The organism is Dactylosporangium cerinum (assembly GCF_042653625.1).
GTDB classification, from domain to species: domain Bacteria; phylum Actinomycetota; class Actinomycetes; order Mycobacteriales; family Micromonosporaceae; genus Dactylosporangium; species Dactylosporangium cerinum.
In genome coordinates, this window is record NZ_JBHSIU010000021.1 from 1 (window position 1) to 22343 (window position 22343).

General features: G+C 71.5%; 17 protein-coding genes. 11 read left to right on the forward strand and 6 right to left on the reverse strand.

Features of this window, described 5'->3' with window-relative positions:
- Nucleotides 1-105: 105 nt before the first annotated feature.
- On the reverse strand, nucleotides 106-735 hold the full coding sequence (locus ACFPIJ_RS21285; RefSeq protein WP_380116923.1) for a hypothetical protein: 630 nt from the start codon (nucleotides 733-735) through the stop codon (nucleotides 106-108).
- 86 nt (nucleotides 736-821) lie between these two features.
- Nucleotides 822-1679: a hypothetical protein gene (locus ACFPIJ_RS21290; RefSeq protein WP_380116924.1), complete on the reverse strand. Its 858-nt coding sequence runs from the start codon at nucleotides 1677-1679 to the stop codon at nucleotides 822-824.
- Nucleotides 1680-1820: 141 nt separating this feature from the next.
- On the opposite strand from ACFPIJ_RS21290, the gene ACFPIJ_RS21295 reads away from it, so the two are divergent.
- The 4 genes from ACFPIJ_RS21295 (at nucleotide 1821) to ACFPIJ_RS21310 (ending at nucleotide 7290) form a co-directional block, all read left to right on the forward strand.
- Entirely contained in the window at nucleotides 1821-4382 is a 2562-nt protein-coding gene (locus ACFPIJ_RS21295) for a valine--tRNA ligase (RefSeq protein WP_380116989.1), read from the forward strand.
- A 59-nt stretch (nucleotides 4383-4441) separates the two neighbouring features.
- Nucleotides 4442-5710 carry a bifunctional folylpolyglutamate synthase/dihydrofolate synthase gene (locus ACFPIJ_RS21300; protein WP_380116990.1) on the forward strand — a complete coding sequence of 423 codons (1269 nt, stop codon included), beginning with the start codon at nucleotides 4442-4444 and terminating at the stop codon, nucleotides 5708-5710.
- 263 nt (nucleotides 5711-5973) lie between these two features.
- Entirely contained in the window at nucleotides 5974-6318 is a 345-nt protein-coding gene (locus ACFPIJ_RS21305) for a DUF4233 domain-containing protein (RefSeq protein WP_380116925.1), read from the forward strand.
- A 3-nt stretch (nucleotides 6319-6321) separates the two neighbouring features.
- Nucleotides 6322-7290 carry a helix-turn-helix transcriptional regulator gene (locus ACFPIJ_RS21310; protein WP_380116926.1) on the forward strand — a complete coding sequence of 323 codons (969 nt, stop codon included), beginning with the start codon at nucleotides 6322-6324 and terminating at the stop codon, nucleotides 7288-7290.
- Here the strand turns inward: ACFPIJ_RS21310 and ACFPIJ_RS21315 are convergent.
- Nucleotides 7287-9425, reverse strand: coding sequence for a VOC family protein (locus ACFPIJ_RS21315; RefSeq protein WP_380116927.1), 2139 nt, complete (start codon nucleotides 9423-9425; stop codon nucleotides 7287-7289). The genes ACFPIJ_RS21310 and ACFPIJ_RS21315 overlap by 4 nt on opposite strands.
- Nucleotides 9426-9661: 236 nt before the next feature.
- On the opposite strand from ACFPIJ_RS21315, the gene ndk reads away from it, so the two are divergent.
- Nucleotides 9662-10075 carry a nucleoside-diphosphate kinase gene (gene ndk / locus ACFPIJ_RS21320; RefSeq protein ID WP_380116928.1) on the forward strand — a complete coding sequence of 138 codons (414 nt, stop codon included), beginning with the start codon at nucleotides 9662-9664 and terminating at the stop codon, nucleotides 10073-10075.
- 170 nt (nucleotides 10076-10245) lie between these two features.
- Here the strand turns inward: ndk and ACFPIJ_RS21325 are convergent, their stop codons facing one another.
- Nucleotides 10246-11769 (reverse strand): chitinase, encoded by a 1524-nt coding sequence (locus ACFPIJ_RS21325; RefSeq protein ID WP_380116929.1) that lies wholly within the window; start codon nucleotides 11767-11769, stop codon nucleotides 10246-10248.
- 345 nt (nucleotides 11770-12114) lie between these two features.
- Between ACFPIJ_RS21325 and ileS the strand changes: the two genes are divergently transcribed.
- Entirely contained in the window at nucleotides 12115-15237 is a 3123-nt protein-coding gene (gene ileS / locus ACFPIJ_RS21330) for an isoleucine--tRNA ligase (protein WP_380116930.1), read from the forward strand.
- A 75-nt stretch (nucleotides 15238-15312) separates the two neighbouring features.
- On the opposite strand, the gene ACFPIJ_RS21335 is transcribed toward ileS, so the two are convergent.
- The gene (locus ACFPIJ_RS21335) at nucleotides 15313-15906 is read right to left on the reverse strand and encodes a helix-turn-helix domain-containing protein (RefSeq protein WP_380116931.1); all 594 of its coding nucleotides are present in this window, start codon (nucleotides 15904-15906) and stop codon (nucleotides 15313-15315) included.
- A gap of 42 nt (nucleotides 15907-15948) precedes the next feature.
- Between ACFPIJ_RS21335 and ACFPIJ_RS21340 the strand changes: the two genes are divergently transcribed.
- The 3 genes from ACFPIJ_RS21340 to ACFPIJ_RS21350 all read left to right on the forward strand — a co-directional run bounded on the left by ACFPIJ_RS21340 (nucleotide 15949) and on the right by ACFPIJ_RS21350 (nucleotide 18263).
- Nucleotides 15949-16584, forward strand: a complete 636-nt coding sequence (locus ACFPIJ_RS21340; protein ID WP_380116932.1) for a B3/B4 domain-containing protein — start codon at nucleotides 15949-15951, stop codon at nucleotides 16582-16584.
- Nucleotides 16581-17435 (forward strand): EamA family transporter, encoded by an 855-nt coding sequence (locus ACFPIJ_RS21345; protein ID WP_380116933.1) that lies wholly within the window; start codon nucleotides 16581-16583, stop codon nucleotides 17433-17435. Before ACFPIJ_RS21340 ends, ACFPIJ_RS21345 begins: the two co-directional genes overlap by 4 nt.
- A gap of 114 nt (nucleotides 17436-17549) precedes the next feature.
- A complete protein-coding gene (locus ACFPIJ_RS21350) occupies nucleotides 17550-18263 on the forward strand; it encodes a lysophospholipid acyltransferase family protein (protein WP_380116934.1) in 714 nt (237 codons plus the stop codon).
- 7 nt (nucleotides 18264-18270) lie between these two features.
- Here ACFPIJ_RS21350 and ACFPIJ_RS21355 read toward each other — a convergent pair whose 3' ends face one another.
- Nucleotides 18271-19092 (reverse strand): hypothetical protein, encoded by an 822-nt coding sequence (locus tag ACFPIJ_RS21355; RefSeq protein ID WP_380116935.1) that lies wholly within the window; start codon nucleotides 19090-19092, stop codon nucleotides 18271-18273.
- Between the two features lie 85 nt (nucleotides 19093-19177).
- On the opposite strand from ACFPIJ_RS21355, the gene ACFPIJ_RS21360 reads away from it, so the two are divergent.
- Together ACFPIJ_RS21360 and ACFPIJ_RS21365 are read left to right on the forward strand one after the other, a co-directional pair.
- Nucleotides 19178-19984, forward strand: a complete 807-nt coding sequence (locus ACFPIJ_RS21360) for a beta-phosphoglucomutase family hydrolase (protein WP_380116936.1) — start codon at nucleotides 19178-19180, stop codon at nucleotides 19982-19984.
- The gene (locus tag ACFPIJ_RS21365; RefSeq protein ID WP_380116937.1) at nucleotides 19985-22330 is read left to right on the forward strand and encodes a glycoside hydrolase family 65 protein; all 2346 of its coding nucleotides are present in this window, start codon (nucleotides 19985-19987) and stop codon (nucleotides 22328-22330) included.
- Nucleotides 22331-22343: the final 13 nt, after the last annotated feature.

A 22343-nucleotide genomic window follows, 5' to 3' on the forward strand; every position in this document is an offset into this window, starting at 1 on the left:
GACGCCGCCGGACAAATTTTCGCGATAGGCCCTCACTTCGGTGAGGGCCTATCGTCGTTTCGACTGCAAAAAAAGAGGGCCTCGAAAGGCCCGGAACAAAGCGGATCAGCGGTGCTCGACTGCGTCGCGCAGTTGGAGCATGGCGTTTGCGGCGTCGTTGACCGGCCGGCCGGGGAACAGGGCGACCGCCACCGAGCCGTTGTCGGCCCAGCCGCACACCGCGATCTCGCCCTCCTTGTCGACGGTCACGCCGCAGCGCATGATCCCGCCGAGGTCGCCCGCATCGACGTCGCGGAGGTCGCGGACCGCGCCGCTGTCGTCGGCGACCACCTTGAACGCGGCGGTCAGCGACTTCTCCGGCTTCCAGACGCGGGCGGTGCCGGCGACGAGGATGACGGTCTGCGCCTGGTCCTTGTAGATGGCGCCGACGCTCTTGTCGAGGTTCACCTCGGCGGCGATGGCGTCGCGGACGTATTCGGCGGTGTTCTTCGCGTCGTCCGAGGAGTCCATCGTGAACGCGCCGACCTGGGCCGGCGTGGAGACCGTGGTGCCCCGCTGCGACGTGACCCGGACGACCGTCGGGCCGTAGACGACCGCGGACCCGAGCAGGGCAACGCCGGCGAGGGCGCCGCAGACGATGGCGACCTTCTTCACGTTGATGGCGGAGCCGGGCCTGTCGTCAGGAGCGGGGTCATCGTCGAAGCCGTCGTCGGACATACCCGGAAGATCGACCATCGGCGCAGCGTAGCAAGGCCCGCCACGCGAAGTGGGGCCGGACCACGGCGGCCCGGCCCCACTCGTACACCTGCGAAAACGACGAATCAGCGGCTTTCGACGGCGGGTCGGATCTGCAGGAAGAGGTCCGCTGCCTCTTTGAGCTCGCGGCCGATGAAGATGGCGATGCCGACGCTGCCGTGGTCCGCCCAGGCGCAGAGGGTCATCGGCAGGTCGTCCTCGGTGCCGCTGCCACATTTCACCGTGCCGCCCAGGTCGCCGGCCGGGTAGCTGGTCTGGCCGCCGACGCCGCTGCCGGAGGTGGAGTTGAAGCCCTTGAACGCGTCCTCGATCTCGCTGTCGGGGAAGAACACCGTCGAGGTCGCGGCGACGAGCACGACCAGCTTCTGCGGGTCGCCGTCGCTGTAGATGCCCGCCGCGACCTGGTCGACGTCGCCGACGTCGTTGCGCAGGTCGGTCTCCATCTGGTCGACGATCTTCTGCATCTCGTCGGAGGTCTCCTTGTTGAGACCGCCGGGCAGCGTGGGTGGCGCGGTGACCGTGGTGCCGTTCGCGGAGATGACCGGATACAGGAACGCGCCGCAGCCGACCGCGCAGACCAGGAACAGGACGCCCAGGATGGCGAGGGTGATCTTCAGGCCCTTGCCCCGGCGCGGCGGTGGTGGCGGCGGGGTGAACGGCTGCTGGTAACCAGGCTGCTGATAGGGCTGCTGTTGGAACGGTGGCGCCGACGCCTGGTACGGGTCCTGGTAGGCCGGCTGCTGATACGGCGGCGGTGGCTGCTGTTGGTAGGACTGCGGAGGGCCGTATGGCCCGGGCTGCTGCTGGTAGGACCCGTCGCTCGGAGTCTGTTGCGTGCCGAACTCCGGCGCCAGGTCATACGACTGCGGCTGGAACGGCTGCGAACGGGGCTCGTCGTCGGACGGGCGAGGCGGGTAAGTCACCGTCGATCAGTCTCCTGAGTGAGGGGGCACTGGCGAGCGTAGACCCCGCATGCGAAGTTCTAGACTCGCTATGTGACGGAGACTCAACGGACGCCCGGCCCCGGTGACACGACGGCCGAGCCGACCGCCCCCACTGCCTCGGTGCTCTCGGCCCAGTATGCGCCTGGCGAGGTAGAACAGCGGCGGTATGAGCAATGGGTCGCCGACGGGCTGTTCACGGCGGACGCGGCCAGTGACAAGCCCGCGTTCGCCATCGTGCTGCCTCCGCCGAACGTGACGGGATCGCTGCACATCGGCCACGCCCTCGACCACACGGTCCAGGACGCCCTCATCCGCCGCAAGCGGATGGAGGGCTTCGAGGCGCTGTGGCTGCCCGGCATGGACCACGCCGGCATCGCCACCCAGAACGTCGTGGAGCGGCAGCTCGCCGCGTCCGGGCAGTCCCGGCACGACCTGGGCCGCGAGGCGTTCGTGGAGAAGGTCTGGCAGTGGAAGGCCGAGTCCGGCGGCAAGATTCTCGGGCAGATGACCCGGCTCGGTGACTCCGTGGACTGGAGCCGCGAGCGGTTCACCATGGACGAGGGCCTGTCCCGCGCCGTCCTCACCATCTTCAAGCGGCTCTTCGACGACGGCCTCATCTACCGGGCCGAACGCATCATCAACTGGTGCCCGCGGTGCCTGACCGCGCTGTCCGACATCGAGGTCGAGCACTCCGACGACGACGGGGAGCTCGTCTCCATCCGCTACGGTGACGGCGCCGACGCGATCGTGGTCGCCACCACCCGGGCCGAGACGATGCTCGGTGACACCGCGGTGGCGGTGCACCCGGACGACGAGCGCTACAAGCACCTGGTCGGCACCGAGGTGGAGCTGCCGCTCACCGGGCGGCGCATCCCGATCGTCGCCGACGCGCACGTCGACCCGGCGTTCGGCACCGGCGCGGTCAAGGTGACCCCGGCGCACGACCCCAACGACTTCGAGATCGGCCAGCGGCACGACCTGCCCAGCCTCACGATCATGGACGAGCACGGCGTCATCACCGTGCACGGGCCGTTCGTCGGGCTGGACCGGTTCGAGGCGCGCCCGGCCGTCGTCGCCGCGCTGCGCGCCGAGGGGCGCATCGTGGCCGAGAAGCGGCCGTATGTGCACGCCGTCGGGCACTGCCAGCGCTGCGGCACCACCGTCGAGCCGCGGCTGTCGCTGCAGTGGTTCGTGCGGACCGAGCCCCTCGCCCGGGCCGCCGGCGACGCCGTGCGGGACGGCCGGGTCCGGGTCGAGCCGCCCGAGCTGACCAAGCGCTACTTCGGCTGGGTCGACAACATGCACGACTGGTGCATCTCCCGGCAGCTGTGGTGGGGGCATCGGATCCCGGTCTGGTACGGGCCACAGGGCGAGGTCGTCTGCGTCGGCCCCGACGAGCAGCCCCCGGCCGGCGACGGCTGGACCCAGGACCAGGACGTCCTGGACACCTGGTTCTCCTCGGCGCTGTGGCCGTTCTCCACGCTCGGCTGGCCCGACGAGACCCCCGACCTGGCGAAGTTCTACCCGACGAGCGTTCTCGTCACCGGCTACGACATCCTGTTCTTCTGGGTCGCCCGGATGATGATGTTCGGCCTGTATGCGATGGACGGCCGGCAGCCGTTCGACGTCGTCATGCTCCACGGCATGGTCCGCGACCAGCACGGCAAGAAGATGTCGAAGTCGTTCGGCAACGTCGTGGACCCGCTGGACTGGATCGAGCGGTTCGGCGCCGACGCGACCCGCTTCACCCTCGCCCGCGGCGCCAACCCCGGCGCGGACGTCCCCGTCAGCGAGGAGTGGGTGCAGGGCGCCCGCAACTTCTGCAACAAGCTGTGGAATGCGACCAGGTTCGGCCTGTCCAACGGTGCGACCGTCGAGGGCGAGCTGCCGACCGGTGACCTGTCGACCGTCGACCGGTGGATCCTGTCGCGGTTGCAGCACGTCATCGCCGAGGTCGACGAGCAGTTCGAGGCGTACGAGCTGGCGAAGGTCTGCGACACGCTGTACCACTTCGCGTGGGACGACGTGTGTGACTGGTACCTGGAGCTGTCGAAGGGGGCCATGACCCCGGCGCGGCAGCGCGTGCTCGGCCACGTGCTGGACCAGCTGCTGCGGCTGCTGCACCCGATCACGCCGTTCGTGACCGAGGAGCTGTGGACGACGCTGACCGGCGCGCCGACCCTGGTGCGGGCGTCCTGGCCGGTCGCTGACCAGGCGTTGGTCAACGACGCGGCCGAGCGTGAGGTCGCCGACCTGCAGCGGGTCGTCACCGAGGTCCGCCGGTTCCGCGCCGACCAGGGCGTCAAGCCGGCCCAGAAGGTGGTCGCCCGCCTGGAGGGCCTCGACGCCGCCGGGCTGTCCGCCCACGAGGGTCTCATCCGGTCCCTGGCGCGCCTGGAGGCGCCGGGCGCGGAGTTCGCCGCGACGGCGAAGCTCAGCGTGGGCGTCGGCGTCACCGTCGAGCTCGACACCCGCGGCACGATCGACGTCGCCGCCGAGCGGGCCCGGCTCGGCAAGGACAAGGCCGCCGCGGAGAAGGAAGCCGCGCAGTGCCGGGCGAAGCTCGACAACCCGGCGTTCACCGACAAGGCACCCGAGCCGGTCGTGGAGAAGATCCGGCAGCGGCTCGCCGCGGCCGAGGCCGACCTGGCCCGCATCACCGGGCAGCTGGACGCGCTGTGAGCGGGCCCGGCCGTTTCACCGAGGTCGAGCAGGAGCTCAACGGGCGCGGCTTCACCCGGATGGTGTTCGACCTGGGGCGGATCGAAGGGCTGCTCGACCTCATGGGCAGCCCGCAGCGGGCGTACCCGGCGATCCACATCACCGGCACCAACGGCAAGACCTCGACGGCCCGGATGATCGACTCGCTGCTGCGCGCCCACGGGCTGCGGACCGGGCGGTACACCAGCCCGCACCTGCAGACCATCCGTGAGCGGATCAGCATCGAGGACGAGCCGATCAGCGAGGACCGGTTCGTCGAGATCTACGACGAGGTCCAGCCGCTCGCCGAGTACCTCGACGCGCGCAGCGACGCGCCGCTGACGTACTTCGACATGACGACCGCGATGGCGTTCGCCGCGTTCGCCGACGCGCCCGTCGACGTCGCCGTGATCGAGGTCGGCCTGGGCGGTGCCGACGACTCGACCAACGTGCTGCAGGCGCAGACGACCGTGATCACCCCGATCGGTCTCGACCACACCGAGTGGCTCGGCGACACCATCGAGGACATCGCCCTGGCCAAGGCCGGGATCGTCCACAAGGGATCCACGCTGATCTGCGCCGCGCAGCCGGAGGAGGCGATGCGCCCGATCCTGGAGCGCTGCGCCGAGGTCGGCGCGACCGTCGCCCGCGAAGGCCGGGAGTTCGGCGTCGTGCAGCGCGACCTCGCCGTCGGCGGGCAGGTCCTGACCCTGCGCGGGCTCTCCGGCACCTACGAGGGCATCTTCCTGCCGCTGCACGGCGAGCACCAGGCGCAGAACGCGGCGATCGCGCTCGCCGCCGTCGAGACGTTCCTCGGCGCCGGCAACGAACGCGCCCTGAACGCGGAGTCCGTCCGCGACGGGTTCGGCGGCGCGACCTCACCCGGACGCCTCGAACGGGTCCGCAACTCCCCGCCGATCCTCGTCGACGCCGCCCACAACGCGGCCGGCATGCAGGCGACCGTCCGCGCGCTCAACGAGGAGTTCGCGTTCAACGGCCTCGTCGCCGTCGTCGCGGCCCTCGCCGACAAGGACGTCGAGGGGATGCTGGAGCTGCTCGAGCCGATCACCGAGAGCATCGTCTGCACCCGCAACAGCTCGCCGCGGGCCATGTCGGCCACGCAGCTCGGCGCCATCGCCGAGGAGCTGTACGGCCCCGAACGGGTCCACGTCGTGCCGGACTTCCTCGACGCGATCGACACCGCCGTCGCCCTCGCCGAGTCCGACAACGCCGTCCCCGGCACCATCGGCATCCTCATCACCGGCTCGGTCGTCACCGTCGCCGACGCCCGCGGGCTGCTGAAGCGATGAGCGGTCCGGAGCGCAGCGGAGGAGCCGTTCATCATGAGCGCAGGGTTGGCTCGCGGCGGCGCCGGAGCGCAGCGGAGGTGACGCAATGAGCGGTCCGGAGCGCAGCGGAGGAGCCGTTCATCATGAGCGCAGGGTTGGCTCACGGCGGCGCCGGAGCGCAGCGGAGGTGACGCAATGAGCGGTCCGGAGCGCAGCGGAGGAGCCGTTCATCATGAGCGCAGGGTTGGCTCACGGCGGCGCCGGAGCGCAGCGGAGGTGACGCCGTGAGCACCGCCGGACTGAAGAACCCGGGGGGCGCGGTCCGCGGCGTCGGCGCGTCCGCGCTCGTCGTGTTCGGGCTGGTCCTGCTGCTGGCGCTGCTGCCCCTGGCGAAGCTCGGCCAGTCGACGGCGGCGATCTGGCTCTGCGCCGGGCTCGCCGGGTACAGCTTCGTCCTGTGCGGGCTGCTGAAGCACGACTGGGCCTGGTTCGCGGGGCTGGTCGTGCCGGTCGGCCTGCTCGCCGGGGGCGTCCTGCACTGGTCGCTGCTGGCCCTCGGCATCGTCTTCGGCCTCACCTGGGGATACGTGCTGTACGTCCGGCGGGCCGTCTACGCGAACAAACCCTGAGCCATGCGGGCGAGCCGGCTGCTGTCCACGCTCCTGCTGCTGCAGACCCGGGGCCGGCTCACCGCGCAGCAGATCGCCGGCGAGCTCGAAGTGTCGGTGCGCACGGTGTACCGCGACATCGAGGCGCTGTCGGCGTCAGGTGTCCCGGTGTACGCCGACCGCGGGCCCACCGGTGGCTACCAGCTCGTCGACGGCTACCGGACCACCCTGACCGGGCTCACCACCGACGAGGCCGCCGCCCTGTTCCTCGCCGGTAGCGGCGCCACCGCCGGGCACCTCGGTCTCGGGCCCACCCTCGACGCGGCGCAGCTCAAGCTCCTCGCCGCGATGCCGCTCGAGCAGCGCACGATGGCGGCCCGGATCCAGGAGCGCGTGCACGTCGACGCCCCCGGCTGGTTCCGTGACCCGGAGGCGCCGCCGCACCTCGACACGGTCGCCGGTGCCGTCTGGGACCAGCGGCCGCTGCGGGTGACGTACCGCAAGTGGGACGGCACCCAGGTCGAGCGGACCCTGGAGGCGTTCGGGCTGGTCCTGAAGGGCACCGCCTGGTACGTCGTCGCCCGCGGGCGGGAACGCGTCAACGCCTACCGGATCTCGCGCATCGACACCGCCGCCGTCCTCGACGGGCGATTCGACCGCCCCGCCGACTTCGACCTGCGCGGGTACTGGACCGAGTGGTCCGAGCGGCTCCAGCGCACCCTGTACCGCGGCGGCGACGCCACCGTCCTCGTCGGGCCTCGCGCGGCGAGCATGTGGTGGATGCTCGGCCCGGTCGCCGAACGGGCGCTGCGGGACACCGCCGGCCCGCCCGACGCCGACGGCTGGGTCCGGATCGTCATGCCGATCGAGTCGTTCGAACACGCCCGCGTCGACCTGGGCCGCTTCGGCCCGGACGTCGAGGTCGTGGCCCCGGCGGCGCTGCGCGACCTGATGCGCCGCACCGCCGAGGACACGCTGCGCCGGTATGCCTAGCGGCGCAGCTCCCACTTGGTCAGCGCGATCGCGTGGCCGTCGGGGTCGCGGAACGTCGCCGAGCACAGCTCCAGCTGCTCGCCCTGCGGGACGACCCGCGGCCGGTGGACGAAGTCGACGCCCTGCTCGCGGAGCCGCTCGTAGGCCTCGTAGACGTCGGGGACCTCGAGGTTGAGGTGGACGACGCGGCGGTCGACCGGCGGCATGTCCGCGACCCGGCGCAGCACGACCCTGGCGTCGCCGGTCGCGAGGACCGCCGCGGCCGGGCCGCTGTCGAGCTCGGTGAGGCCGAGCGTGTCGCGGTAGAACCGCCGGGAACGATCCAGGTCCGACACGATCAGCGTGATGCTCACACCGTTGACCCCGTCCAGCGGGGTCGTCGGCGGGCGCTGCTGGGTGGCCAGGAACTGGCCCACCGCGCCCTCCGACGGCGGCTGCTCCTCCAGCTGGTCCTCGGGGGAGTCGCTGACGTAGTGCTCCGTGGCGTACGGGTCAGGGGCGACCGGCTCGTCGTCGTCATCGGTGGTCGCGTGCTTCGGCCAGACCGGGGGAGCGCCGAACATGCCGGCGCCGAGCGGCGCCGCGTCGCGGGAGTGGCCGTTGCCCGACCACGCCGACGTCGTGCGCTCCGGCCGGCCGCCGGCGTCCACCGCGCCCCACGGCCGGGTGGTGCCCGAGCCGTTGCTGCCGGCGTCCACCACCGCCGGCTCGGCGGCCGCATCGGTGTCCGGCTCGGCAACGGCGGCGGACGCCTCGTTGGCGGACCGTAGCGGGGTCGGCGGGACCACCGCCGGTGCCGGGGGCTCCTCGGCGGGCGCCGGCAGCTCGGCGTCGACGACCGGGATCGGCTCGATCCGCGGGATCCTGGTCGGCAGCTGCTCCGTCTCGCGGTCGGGCCACCAGGTGATCCCGGACGCGAGCGCGGCGGTGCCGGAAGGGCGGTCGCCGGGCACCTCCGCGCCGCCCTCGACCGCCGTCTCCGTCTCGGGCCGCACCTCGACCACCGCGTCGTCGTCGGGGTCGGCCGAGGTGGCAGCGGGCTTGGTCATCGTCACGGCGGCGGGCGGCCCGGTGACCGGCTCCGCGGCGGCGAGGTCCGACTCCGGCAGGTCCGGCGGCGGGGTGAGCGCCGAACCGGCCTCCGGGATCGTGTACGTCGCCGGCGCCTCCTCCGCCACGACCGCCGGGGTCTCCTCCGGCGCCGGGGCGGCCGGCTGCGCGCCGCGGCCGGGGCCGCGGTCGTGGGTGCCGGGGCGGGGCCGAGGGCTCGGGCGGCGGCGGGCGCCGCCACGCACCGGGTTGGACGGGAGCCGGACCACCATCGGCGGCGTGTCCTCGGTGGCGACGCCGGTGTGCAGAGACCGGGCCGGGTCCTGCGCGGCGGCCTCGGCCGGCTCCTCGAGCCCGCCCGTGGCCGCCGGCGGGTCACCCGGCTCGGCGAACGCGACGGCGGCCGCCGTCGCACCGGTGCCGGAAGCGCCGAGGCCCGGCGTCGGACCGGGGGAGGTCGGTCGCTGGGCGGGCCTCGTCTGCCCGGTCCGGTCGGCGCGGCCGGACAGCCGGACCGGCTCGATGACCGGCGCCGCGATCGGAGGCAGGTCGGTGAGCGTCGGCCGGTCGTCGGGCGGCAGGTCGTCGCCCGGCCGCTCGAACGGCGGGCCGCCGGCGCGGTTGCGGGCGCGCCGGCGCTCGTAGTCGTCGGTCGGGGAGTCGGTGATGTCGAGCTCGTCGCCGTCCAGGGAGTAGCGGGGCGCGTTGCCACCGCCGGGCCGGCGCTCCGACGCCTGGGCGTCCTGGTGCGACTGGACCTTGTCCCAGACGACGGCGAGCTTGCGCGGGTTGCCCTTGAGGACCTGGACGGGCAGGGTGGCGCCGGCGTCCGGCCACTTGTCGAGCGGGATCGCCGGATCGACGGTGGAGACCGTGACGCCGTTGATGCCGGTCGCCTTGACGACGAGCTTGAGCCGCCCGCGGGCGGTCCGGCCGTCGGTCGTCGGGCGGGGCGAGATATCGGCGACTCTCGCTGTGCCATAGACGTATTGCCGCACCTTGTTGCGCGAGTTCAGGACAAGGATCAGCACCGGACCGGCCGCGGCCACGATGATGCCCAACGCGACCACCAAGGCGTTGGTCATACCCAGTCCGCAGAATGCCAGAAAACCGCCGACCACGATGAGCAGGGCGATCACGAGTTTTCTGCTGCCGGTGTCCTGTGCACGATTGCTGGACGGCAAGTCGACCTCCCCAGACGACTGACATCAGGCTATGCCTGATCATCGCCGGAACGGAAGTCTTCGGCACCCTGGCGGGTCGGCGACGGTGACGCTCGGTAGGCTCGGAGGCGGTACCGAACCCATCTTGGAGGCACGTCGTGGCCGAGCGTTCGCTCGTTTTGATCAAGCCTGATGCCGTGCGTCGTGGACTCGTCGGCGAGATCATCGGCCGGTTGGAGCGCAAGGGCCTCGCCATCGACGCGATGCGGCTGCGCACCATGGACCGGGCCCTCGCCGACCAGCACTACGCCGAGCACGTCGAGCGGGACTTCTACCCGCCGCTGCGCGACTTCATGACCAGCGGCAACCTGGTCGCGCTGGTCGTTTCGGGCGACGAGGCGATCGCCGTCATCCGCACCCTGATCGGCTCGACCGACGGCCGCAAGGCCGCGCCCGGCAGCATTCGCGGCGATTTCTCGCTGTCCAACCGGGAGAATCTCGTGCACGCGTCCGACTCCGTGGACAGTGCGAAGCGTGAGATTGCGCTGTGGTTCCCGGAGCTCGCGGAATAGAAATCACCCCGCCGGGGTGAGACCTGCATGGGCGAGGGGGACGGGTGCTGGGACACCCGTCCCCCTCACTGTGTTGGGGAAGAAAGCTGAATTTGGACGGACCCGCGGCCGGTGCCGATACCGGCCGCGGGGCCTTACCCGCCCCACCCCTGGGTCGGGAGAACCAGTACCTACGGCAGGGTCGCCAGGTGCGGCTTGACGGTCTTGGCGAAGTTGTTGCCGTTGGTGACGTCCCAGTTGATCGACCAGGTCATCGCCCCGCGGATGCCGGGGTAGGTGTGCGGCGGCTTGAACGTGCCGCAGCTGGTGCCGGTCGCCAGGCAGGACAGCGCCTGGTTGACCAGGGCCGGGGCGACCACGCCGCCGCCGGCCGCGCCGGGACCGGCGGGCAGGCCGAGGGCGACCTGGTCGGGCCGCAGCCCGTTCTCCAGCTGGATGCAGGCCAGGGCGGTCATGAAGTTGACGGTGCCCTGCGAGTACGCGGCCATCTGGTCGCAGCCGAGCATGCTGCCCGAGTTGTAGAACTGGGTGTAGACGACGGTCAGGATGTCCTTGATGGACAGTGCCAGGGCGAAGTAGCTGCCGCCGGTGGACTGCATGTCGATCGTCTGCGGCGCCATCGTGATGATGAGGTTCGCGCCGGCCTTGGCCCGCAGTGAGCGCAGCGCCTGCGCCATGTAGGTCGGGTTGAGGCCGTTCTCCAGGTCGATGTCGATGCCGTCGAAGCCGTACTGCTGCATCAGCGACCAGGCGCTGTTGGCGAAGTTCGTGGCGGCGGTCGAGTCGCCGACGCTGACCCGGCCGGCCTCGCCGCCGACGGACAGGATGACCTTCTTGCCGCGGGCGTGCAGGGTGGCGATGTCGGACTTGAACTCCGCGTCGGTGTAGCCGCCCAGCGCCGAGGCGAGCTGCGGGTCGACCGCGAACGTGAGCTGGCCCGGCTGCGAGCCGGTCTCGGCGAACGCGACGTCGATCAGGTCGTACTCGCTGGGCGTGTCCCGCAGCTTCAGCTTCGCCGCGCTGTTGACGAAGTCCTGCCAGTAGCCGGTCAGGAAGTGCTTCGGCAGCGGGCTCGGCGGCGTCGACGTGGACGGCGACGGTGAGGTCGACGGCGACTTCGACGGGGAGGCGGAGGGGGACGCGGACGGCGACGTCGAGCGCGACGGGGATGCCGAAGGCGTGGTCGGTTCGAGCGTGGTCGGTGGGGTACCACCGGGCCCGCTCAGCGAGAAGTCGTCCGCGGTGTACGCGGGCTGGCCGTACCAGCCGTGGACGTAGACGACCGCGGAGGTCTGCGCCGCGCCGGTGGTGAACGTGACCGACAGCTGCTGGTAGCCGCTGGTGCCGGGGGTCCAGGTGCTGGCGTCGACGCCGCCGGTGGCGCCGATGAAGACGTAGGAGCCGTTGACGTAGCCGGAGAACGTGTACTTCGTGTTCGGCTGGACCGACACCGTCTGCTGGCACCGGGCGGTGGCGCCGCCGGGCGTACCGGTGAGCTTCCAGTTGCCGGACCGGGCCGCGCCGGACGTGACGGCGGCGGACGGCTCGCAGCTCCAGCTGTTGGCGTTGCCGGTCTCGAAGCCGGGGTTGGTGAGCAGCTCCGCGGCCGAGGCGGGCAGCGCGATGACGACCCCGGCGAGGGTCAGCGCGGCCGCTCCGGTGCTCGCGAGCAAGGCGATCTTGCGTGGTCGCATCGTGGCTCCAGATGGGGGTGACGTCGATGGGCGTCGACGTTTGGTGTCACAGAACTCCAGCGCGGAATTAATGTCAAGGTTTCTTTACTATTCTTTATGGCAGCCGCGGAAACCTGGGTGACGGGAGCGGTATCCTGGACGCACAGGCGTCGACCCGGCCATCACCGGCGAGCCTCCGGAAGAAAAGACCAGCGGTCTGAGTAGAACCGGACGGGCACCGGCCCGTGACAGCCGGCCAACGAGCGGCCACCGAGAGGTGGCAAGCGGGGTGGTACCGCGGACCTGCGAGGGTTCGTCCCCGCGTGGAGTCGAGGAAACTGACACACGCGAGGAGCGCGACCACCGATGGCCTACCCGATGCACAACGCCGCGCAGGGCGTGCCGGCCAGCCCGAACCTGCCCGAGGTCGAGCGGGGTGTCCTGGACCACTGGGCCACCGACAAGACCTTCGAGGCCTCCGTCGACCAGCGCGACGCCGGCGCCGACGGCACGGGCGAGTTCGTGTTCTACGACGGCCCGCCGTTCGCCAACGGCCTGCCGCACTACGGCCACCTGCTGACCGGGTACGTGAAGGACGTCGTGCCCCGGTACAAGACGATGCGCGGCTTCCGGGTCGAGCGGCGGTTCGGGTGGGACTGTCACGGCCTGCCCGCCGAGGTGGAGGCGGAGAAGCAGCTCGGCATCACGACCAAGGCCGAGATCCTGCAGCTGGGCGTCGACAAGTTCAACGCGGCGACCAGGGAGTCGGTGCTGCGCTACACCAACGAGTGGGAGCGCTACGTCACCCGCCAGGCGCGCTGGGTCGACTTCGACAACGACTACAAGACGCTCGACCTGGACTACATGGAAAGCGTCATGTGGGCCTTCAAGACGCTGCACGAGAAGGGCCTCGTCTACGAGGGGTTCCGGGTCCTCGCGTACTGCTGGCGCTGCGAGACGCCGCTGTCCAACACCGAGCTGCGGATGGACGACGACGTCTACCGGGACCGGCAGGACCCGGCGCTGACCGTGGCGTTCCAGCTGGAGACCGGGGAGAAGATCCTGGCGTGGACGACCACGCCGTGGACGCTGCCGTCGAACCTGGCCCTGGCGGTCGGGCCGGACATCGAATACTCGGTGTTCGAAGCGGACGGCCAGCGGTTCATCCTGGCCTCGTCACGCGTCCCCGCCTACGAGAAGGAACTGGCGGGGGCGACGTTCCAGACAACGATCACCGGCGCCGAGCTCGTCGGTCGCCGGTACACGCCGCTGTTCGACTTCCTGGCCGAGACGCCGAACGCGTTCCAGGTCATCGGGGCGGACTTCGTCACCACCGAGGACGGCACCGGTGTCGTGCACATGGCGCCCGCCTTCGGCGAGGACGACCAGACCGCCTGCGCCTCCGTCGGCATCCCCACCGTCGTCACCGTCGACGAGCACACCCGGTTCACCTCGGTCGTCCCCACGTATCAGGGGCTGCAGGTCTTCGAGGCCAACAAGCCGGTCATCCGCGACCTGAAGGCCGCGGGCGTCGTCGTGCGCCACGACTCCTACACGCACTCCTACCCGCACTGTTGGCGCTGCGACACGCCGCTGGTCTACAAGGCGGTGTCCTCGTGGTTCGTGGCGGTGTCCACGTTCCGCGACCGGATGGTGCAGCTCAACCAGCAGATCACCTGGACGCCGGAGCACATCAAGGACGGTTCGTTCGGCAAGTGGCTGGCCAACGCCCGCGACTGGTCGATCAGCCGGAACCGGTTCTGGGGCTCGCCGATCCCGGTGTGGAAGTCCGACGACCCGCAGTATCCGCGCGTCGACGTGTACGGCTCGCTCGACGAACTCGAGCGCGACTTCGGGGTGCGCCCCGGCGACCTGCACCGCCCGGAGATCGACAGCCTGACCCGGCCCAACCCGGACGACCCGAGCGGGGAGTCGGTGATGCGCCGCGTCCCGGAGGTCCTGGACTGCTGGTTCGAGTCGGGATCGATGCCGTTCGCCCAGGTGCACTACCCGTTCGAGAACCGGGACTGGTTCGAGCACCACTACCCGGGCGACTTCATCGTCGAGTACATCGGCCAGACCCGCGGCTGGTTCTACACCATGCACGTCCTGGCCACGGCGTTGTTCGACCGGCCGGCGTTCACCAACTGCGTCAGCCACGGCATCCTGCTCGGCGAGGACGGCCGCAAGATGTCCAAGAGCCTGCGCAACTATCCCGACGTGTACCGGGTGTTCGACGAGTACGGCTCCGACGCGATGCGCTGGTTCCTGGTGTCCTCCCCGGTGCTGCGCGGCGGTGACATGCCGGTCACCGAGGTCGGCATCCGCGACGCGGTCCGGCAGGTGCTGCTGCCCCTGTGGAACGTGTGGTACTTCTTCTCGCTCTACGCCAACGCGGACGGGTACACCGCCCGGCACCGGGTCGACAGCGCGCACCTGCTCGACCGGTATGTCCTCGCGAAGACCGGCGAGCTGGTCGCGGGGGTGCAGCAGCAGCTGGACGCCTACGACCTGTCCGGCGCCTGCGCGACCGTCCGGTCCTTCCTCGACGCGCTGACCAACTGGTACGTGCGGCGCTCCCGCGACCGGTTCTGGTCCGGCGACCGTGACGCGTTCGACACGCTGTTCACCGTGCTGTCGACGCTCACGCAGGTCGTCGCGCCGCTGTTGCCGCTGACCGCGGAGGAGATCTACCGCGGCCTGACCGGCGAGCGGTCGGTGCACCTCACGGACTGGCCGTCGGCGGCGCAGTTCCCGTCCGACCACGCCCTGGTCGCGGACATGGACGCGGTCCGGGACGTGTGCTCGGCGGCGCTGTCGCTGCGCAAGGCCCGCGGCCTGCGCGTCCGGCTGCCGCTGTCGACGCTGACGGTGGCGACCCCGCGGGCGGAGGCGCTGCGTCCGTTCGCCGCGCTCGTCGCCGACGAGGTCAACGTCAAGGAGGTGGTGTTCACCGGCGACGTCGCCGCGCACTGCACGCCGGTGCTGACGCTGGTCCCGCGCGCCCTCGGCCCCCGCCTCGGCAAGGACGTGCAGCGGGTGATCAAGGCGGTCAAGGCCGGCGACTGGCGTTCCTCCGACGGCGAGGTGGTGGCCGGCGGGGTGGCGCTGCAGGACGGCGAGTACGACCTGAAGCTGGTCGCGGCGGACCCGACCCAGTCGGCGCCGCTGCCGGGCGGCGAGGGCGTGGTGGTGCTGGACAGCACGGTCACCCCCGAGCTGGCGGCGGAGGGGCTGGCCCGCGACCTGGTCCGGGTCGTGCAGCAGGCCCGCCGCGAGGCGGACCTGAACGTGTCGGACCGGATCGACCTGAGTGTGCAGGCGCCCGCCGAGGTGCTCGGCGCCGTCGAGCCGCACCGGGAGTTCATCGCCGGCGAGACCCTCGCGGACCGGCTGGCGACGGTCCCGGCGAGCGAGGCCAGCGGCCAGGGCTTCGCCGGTGAGGTCGGCGACGGCGTGCCGGTCCGGGTGATCGTGACGAAGATCTAGGACCTGTTTCATAACGGGGGTCGGAGCGAGGCCTGCCGCAGCCCGGCCATCCCTTATGAAACAGGTCCTAGAAGTTCAGGCGCGCCGGTCGCGTTCGCCCTGGGGCATCACGACCACCATCGTGAGGACCGCCTCCACGTCCGCCGCATTGCGGTAGGTGTGGGGGCGGTCAGCCCGGAAGTCGATCGTCTCGCCGGCGTGGACCGCGTGCTCGGCGCCGTCCACCGTTACCACGATCGATCCCTGCTGCAGGTGGATGAGCTCCCGCGTACCGCCGGCATGATCAGCGGAATCGTGGGACTCGCCGGGTGGCATGCGCCACTGCCAGACCTCGACGAACGCCGGGTCGTTGACGCCGCGCAGCAGCCGGCCGGTCCCGCCCGCGCCGCCGCGCCACAGCACCGGCGGCTCGTCGGCGCCGACGATCTTCACGACCGGCTCCGGCGCGGACTCCAGGAGCCGGCCGATGTTCACCCCGAACGACTCCGCGATCCGGCAGAGCGTCCCGACGCTCGGGTTGGTCTTCGCGCCCTCGATCTGCACGAGCATGCCCTTGCTGACCCCGGACCGGCTGGCCAACTCGTCGAGGGACCACCGCCGGCCCTGCCGCAGCGCCTTCACGTGCCTGGCGATCGCCGCCTGGGCGACCTGGGCCACATCGTCGGTCAAAATATTTTCCTTCACAGTCAATATCGTGATACGACATGGGGCATGTTCGCCATCGCCGATGAAGTGCTCGACCTGTGCCGGTCCGTGGGCCATGAGGCTACCGTCCTGGCCGTCCTCGCCGACGGGTTGCGCAACGGTCCGAGCGATGGCGCCGTGCTGCACCAGGCGATCCGCGACGCCGGCGAGCTCGGCCTCCCCCTGGAGGCGTGGCGCGACGTGTACCGGGCGTTCGGGGCGAAGCCGCAGCGCACCCCGTGCTCCGCGGAGGCGCTGCGCAAGCGGGCCGCCCGCGGCGACGTGCCCGTGGTCGACCGGCTCGTTGACGCGTACAACGCCGTGAGCATCCGCTTCGCCGTGCCGATCGGCGGTGAGGACCGCTTGCTGCTCACCGGCACCGAGCGCCTGGTCCGGGCCGTCGGCGACGAGCCCTTCGACACGGTGAAGGAGGGCGCCCCGGTCGTGGAGACCCCGGAGCCGGGCGAGGTGATCTGGCGCGACGACCTGGGCGTGACCTGCCGCCGCTGGAACTGGCGCCAGGGCCGCCGCACCGCCATCACCGCCGCGACGACGTCGGCGGTGTTCCTGCTCGAAGGCCTGGACACCGACCTGACCCCGGCCGCCACGATGCTCGCCGAGCTGCTCGACGCCGACACCGTGACGATCGAGCGGCTGGCATGATCGGGCTGCTGCTCGCCGCGCTGTCCGGGCTGGTCTGGGGCGTGGGCGACTTCGCCGGGGGCAAGGCGAGCCAGCGGGTCGACGCGGTCACCGTCGTGGTGCTCTCCAAGGCCGCCAGCATCCCGCTGCTGCTGGTGTATCTCGTGCTCATGCCCGCCTCGCCGTATCCCGGCGTGGTCGGGTGGGGCGCCGCGGCCGGGGTGTTCGGGGTCCTCGGCATGATGGTCTTCTACAAGGCGATGGCCGGCGGAGCGATGACGATCGTGGCCCCCGTCAGCGCCGTCACCACCGCGCTGCTGCCGCTCGCCGCCGGCCTGCTGCAGGGCGAGCGCCCGGGCGTGCTCGCGCTGACCGGCGCCGGCTGCGCGATCGCGGCCATCGGCCTGGTGAGCCTCGCGCCCAGCGACGACAGCGTCAGGGTCTCCGGTGGGCTCATCGGCCTCGCCCTCGCCGCGGGCATCGCGTTCGGCCTGTTCTTCATCTGCCTGTCGGCCGCCGGTGACGCGGCCGATGCCGCCGGCGGGGACGCCGGCATGTGGCCGATCCTCGGCGCGCAGCTGGCCGCCGTCGGGCTCGGCGCGCCGCTGCTGCTGCGCCGCCGGGGCGCGCCGCGACCGTCCGGGGCGCCGCTGCGCTGGCTGCTCGGCGCCGGGATGCTCGACATGACCGCCAACGCGCTCTACATCCTCGCGGTCCAGCGCGGCGATCTGAGCATCATCGCGCCGGTCGCCTCGCTGTACCCGGTGACCACGGTGCTGCTGGCGATGTTCGTCGACCGGGAGCGGCTGCGCCCCGTGCAACTGGCCGGCCTGGGGCTGGCCGCGACCGCCCTCGTGCTCGTTGCCTCCTGAACGATCGGTAGGGGCAGCGGGTGGTGTTGCCCACGGTGTGAGCTCTCCGGCTGACCGGACGACCCTTGCCGTCTACAGTGGGCGGCATCGTCTGTTGAGCCTGGTGGAGGGCATTTGTCCGCGCTGTATGCGGTCGGCAAGTTCGCGATCTCGCCCCTGTCCCGCCTGCTCTGGCGGCCCAAGGTCAGCGGACTGGACAACGTGCCGACCAGCGGCCCGGCGATTCTCGCCAGCAACCACCAGTCCGTCATCGACTCGGTGCTGATGGGTGCGCTCATGCCGCGCAACGTCTACTTCCTCGCCAAGGACGAATACTTCGTCGGCCCCGGCGTCAAGGGCGCGGTCATGCGCAACGTCATGTACGGGCTGAACCAGATCCCCGTCGACCGCTCCGGTGGCCGGGCCAGCCTGATGGCGCTCGACGCCGCGCTGCCGGTCCTGCGCGACGGCCACGTCCTGGGCATCTTCCCCGAGGGCACCCGCTCACCCGACGGCCGGCTCTACCGGGGCCGTCCCGGTGTGGCGAAGCTCGCCCTCGACGCGCCCGCCCCGATCATCCCGATCGGCATCCTCAACACCGAGAAGATCCAGCCGATCGGCGCCTCCGTGCCCCGGCTGGGCCCGACCGTCGAGGTCCGCGTCGGTGAGCCCCTGGACCTGAGCCAGTGGCAGGGCGGCGAGATCGACAGCCGCGGCCTGCGCGAGCTGACGCTCAAGCTGATGAACGCGATCCAGCAGCTCACCGGGCAGGAGTACGTCACCCGGTACGCGCCGAAACGCCCCGACCAGCTCGCCGCCACCAACGGCAGCGAGCCCGGAAAGGACTGACCGCAGTTCAGTCGCGGCGGACGATGGAGCCGCGGATGTTGTGGGTCAGGGTGCCGGCCTGCTCCAGGGACCTGCCGGGGAAGACGGCCAGGGCGATGACGCCGTGGTCGGCCCAGCCGCAGACGGTGGCCGAGCGGTTGTCATAGCGGGCCGCGGCGCAGCGCTGCTCGCCGCCGAACGGGCCGGGGTCGATGTCGCGCACGTCGCCGACCTGCATCGCGGCGGGGAGTTTGCGGATGCTCGCCTCCAGGTCCCGGGCCGGGTCGGTGATGAACCTGGTCGCGCCGGCGACGAGGACCCGCAGCTGCTTGTTGGAGGCGTCGGTGTAGGTCACCGTGAAGCCCGACTCGTCGAGATGGTCCGAGGTCAGCGCCTTCTGGACGTCGGTGGCCGCCTTCTTGGCGTTGGTGTCGTTGGTGCGGGTGAGCCCTGGAACGGTCGCCTCCACCTGGACCGACGCCGGGTACTGCACCCAGTAGGGGCGGGCCCACGCGTAGGAGCCGCCGCAGCAGCCGGCACACAGGGTGAACAGCAGCAGCAACACCCATGGCCAGCGCCGCTTGCGCCGCCGGTACTGCGGTGGCGGCGGGGCGTAGCCGGGCGGCGGTGGGCGGTATCCGTGCGGCGGCGGGCCGTACTGGGGGACCGGCACGTAGCGGATCTCCGGCGGTGGCGGCGGCAGCGGGACCGTCCGGGGCGCCGCGGGCAGGTCGAGGGTGTCCTCCCATTGCCGGCGCCGGCGTGACCCGCCCGGCGGCACCGACGCCGAACCCACCCACGTCGGCGTGGCGGGCTGTCGTTCGGTCGGCGATTCATCCGGAAGTGTCACACCCCGAAGGCTAGCCACCCCGTGCACGAACCGCCGTTCACCGGCGGCAGGTTTGATGGATACCCGGCGCGGATACCGTTGCGGTGTGCTCGGGCTACCGGAACGTGTGACCGCCTGCCTGTTCGACCTCGACGGGGTGCTCACCCCGACCGCCGTCATCCACAACAAGGCCTGGACCGCGACGTTCGACGACTTCCTCGAACGGCGCGAGGGGCAGCGGCCGTTCGACCCGGTCGCCGACTACAACGACTACGTCGACGGCAAGCCGCGCGAGGCGGGGGTCCGTGACTTCCTCGCCTCCCGCGGCATCACCCTGCCGGAGGGGACCCCGGACGATCCGCCGGACGCGCAGACCGTCAACGGCCTCGGCAACCGCAAGAACCAGCTGCTGCTGACCCTCATCAAGGAAGGGCTGGAGCCGTACGAGGGCAGCGTGCGCTACCTGAAGGCGGCGACCGCGGCCGGGCTGCGCCGGGCGGTGGTCAGCTCCAGCGCCAACACCCTGCAGGTCATCACGTCGACCGGGATCGACCGCTACCTCGAGGCGCGCGTCGACGGCGGCACCATCCGGGACCGCGGGCTGCGCGGCAAGCCGGCCCCCGACACGTTTCTGGCGGCGGCGCAGGAGCTCGGCGTCGCGCCGGAGCAGGCGGCGGTGTTCGAGGACGCCCTGGCCGGGGTCGCGGCCGGGAAGGCCGGTGGATTCGGCTTCGTCGTCGGGGTCGACCGGATCGGCGGCGAGCACGCCCAGGATCTCCGCGACGCCGGCGCCGACGTGGTCGTGACCGATCTCGACGCACTGCTGGAGGCCCGGGAACTGCCGGTGGAAGGGAGCAACCGGGAGCTGCCGGAAGGGCGTGACATGAACATGCGACCGGAGGGAAGCAACTGAATGGCGATGTTTCCGGTCGAGCCGTGGGTGATCCGCGAGACCCGGCTCGACCTCGACGACCTGGGGCAGACGGAGTCGCTGTTCGCCCTGTCCAACGGGCACCTGGGGCTGCGCGGCAACCTCGACGAGGGCGAACCGTACGGCCTGCCGGGCACCTACCTCAACTCGTTCTACGAGGAGCGCCCGCTGCCCTACGCGGAGGCCGGCTACGGCTTCCCGGAGGAGGGCCAGTCGATCCTCAACGTCACCAACGGCAAGGTGTTCCGCCTGCTGGTCGACGACGAGCCGTTCGACGTGCGGTACGGCAACCTGATCAGTCACGAGCGCGTCCTGGACCTGCGGGCCGGCACCCTCACCCGGGACGTCGAGTGGGTCTCGCCGGCGGAGCAGCGGATCAAGGTCCGCACGACCCGTCTGGTGTCGCTCGAGCAGCGGTCGATCGCGGCGTTCCTCTACGAGGTCGAGCCGGTCGAAGGCCCGGCCCGGGTGATCGTGCAGTCGGAGCTGGTCGCCAACGAGGACACGCCGGATCCGAGCAAGGACCCCCGGGTCGCCGCCGTGCTCGGCCACGCCCTCCAACCCGAGGAGCACTCGGGCCACGGGCTCAACGCCCAGCTGCTGCACCGCACGCAGGCCAGCTGGCTGCGGCTCGGCGCGGAGATGGACCACGAGGTCGAGGCGCCGGTGCCGGTGCGCTCGCACACCGAGGCGACGGAGGACTGGGCCAGGACCACGTTCGCCTGTGAACTGCAGCCCGGCCAGCGGCTGCGGATCGTCAAGTATCTCGCCTACGGCTGGTCGAGCCAGCGCTCCCGCCAGGCGATCCGGGACCAGGTGCACGGCGCGATCGCCGGGGCCCGGCTGGGCGGCTGGGACGGGCTCATCGCCGCGCAGCGGCGCTTCCTCGACGGCTTCTGGGCGCAGGCGGACGTCGAGGTCGACGGCGACGCGGAGATCCAGCAGGCGGTGCGCTTCGCGCTGTTCCACCTGATGCAGGCCGGCGCGCGGGCCGAGGCCCGGCCGATCGCGGCGAAGGGCCTGACCGGCCGCGGCTACGACGGGCACGTCTTCTGGGACACCGAGAGTTTCGTGCTGCCGGTGCTGACCTACACCCACCCGCAGGCGGCCCGCGACGGGCTGCGGTGGCGCCACGACACGCTGCAGCTGGCCCGGGACCGCGCCGCGCAGCTGAACCTCGCCGGGGCGGCGTTCCCGTGGCGGACGATCCGCGGGCAGGAGTGCTCCGCGTACTGGCCGGCCGGCACCGCCGGGTTCCACGTCAACGCCGACATCGCCGCGGCCGTCGAACGGTACGTGCGGGCCACCGGCGACACCGCGTTCGAGCTGGAGTTCGGCCTGGAGCTGCTGGTCGAGACGGCCCGGCTGTGGCGGTCCCTGGGCCACCACGACCGGCACGGCGTCTTCCACATCGACGGCGTGACCGGGCCGGACGAGTACAGCGCGATCGCCGACGACAACATCTACACGAACCTCATGGCCCAGCAGAACCTGCTCGCCGCGGCGGGCGCCGCCGAACGGCACCCGGACGCGGCGCACGAGCTCGGCGTCGACGACGAGGAGATCGCGTCGTGGCGGGACGCGGCCGCCCGGGTCGACCTGCCCTACAACGCCGAACTGCGGGTGCACGAGCAGTCCGCCGGCTTCACCCGGCACCAGGACTGGGATTTCGCCCGGACACCGGAGGAGCAGTACCCCCTGCTGCTGCACTACCCGTACTTCGACCTGTACCGCAAGCAGGTCGTGAAGCAGGCCGACCTGGTCCTCGCCATGCACTGGCGGGGGGACGCCTTCACCGCGGAGGAGAAGGCCCGTAACTTCGCCTACTACGAAGAGCGCACGGTCCGTGACTCCTCGCTGTCGGCGTGCACGCAGGCGGTCATGGCGGCCGAGGTCGGGCACACCGAGCTGGCGTACGACTACCTCGGCGAGGCGGCGTTCGTCGACCTGTACAACCTTCAGCACAATGCCAGTGACGGGTTGCACATGGCCTCCCTCGCCGGGACCTGGCTGGCGCTGGTCGCGGGCCTGGGCGGCATGCGTGACCACGGTGGGCGGCTGGCGTTCATGCCGCGGCTGCCGGACCGGCTGGACCGGCTGTCGTTCGCGATCACCTGCCACGGCAGCATCCTGCGGGTGGACGTGAACCACCAGGAGGCGACGTACACGCTGGACTCCTCGGAAATGGTGCTGCACCACCACGGCGAGCGGTTCACCGTCAGCAAGGACAAGCCCGTCACGAAGCGCATCCCACCGCCGCGACCGACGACTCCGGCGCCGCACCAGCCCGCCGGGCGGGAGCCGCGGCGGCGCCACCGGGAGCCGTGACGGGCGAGCGCGT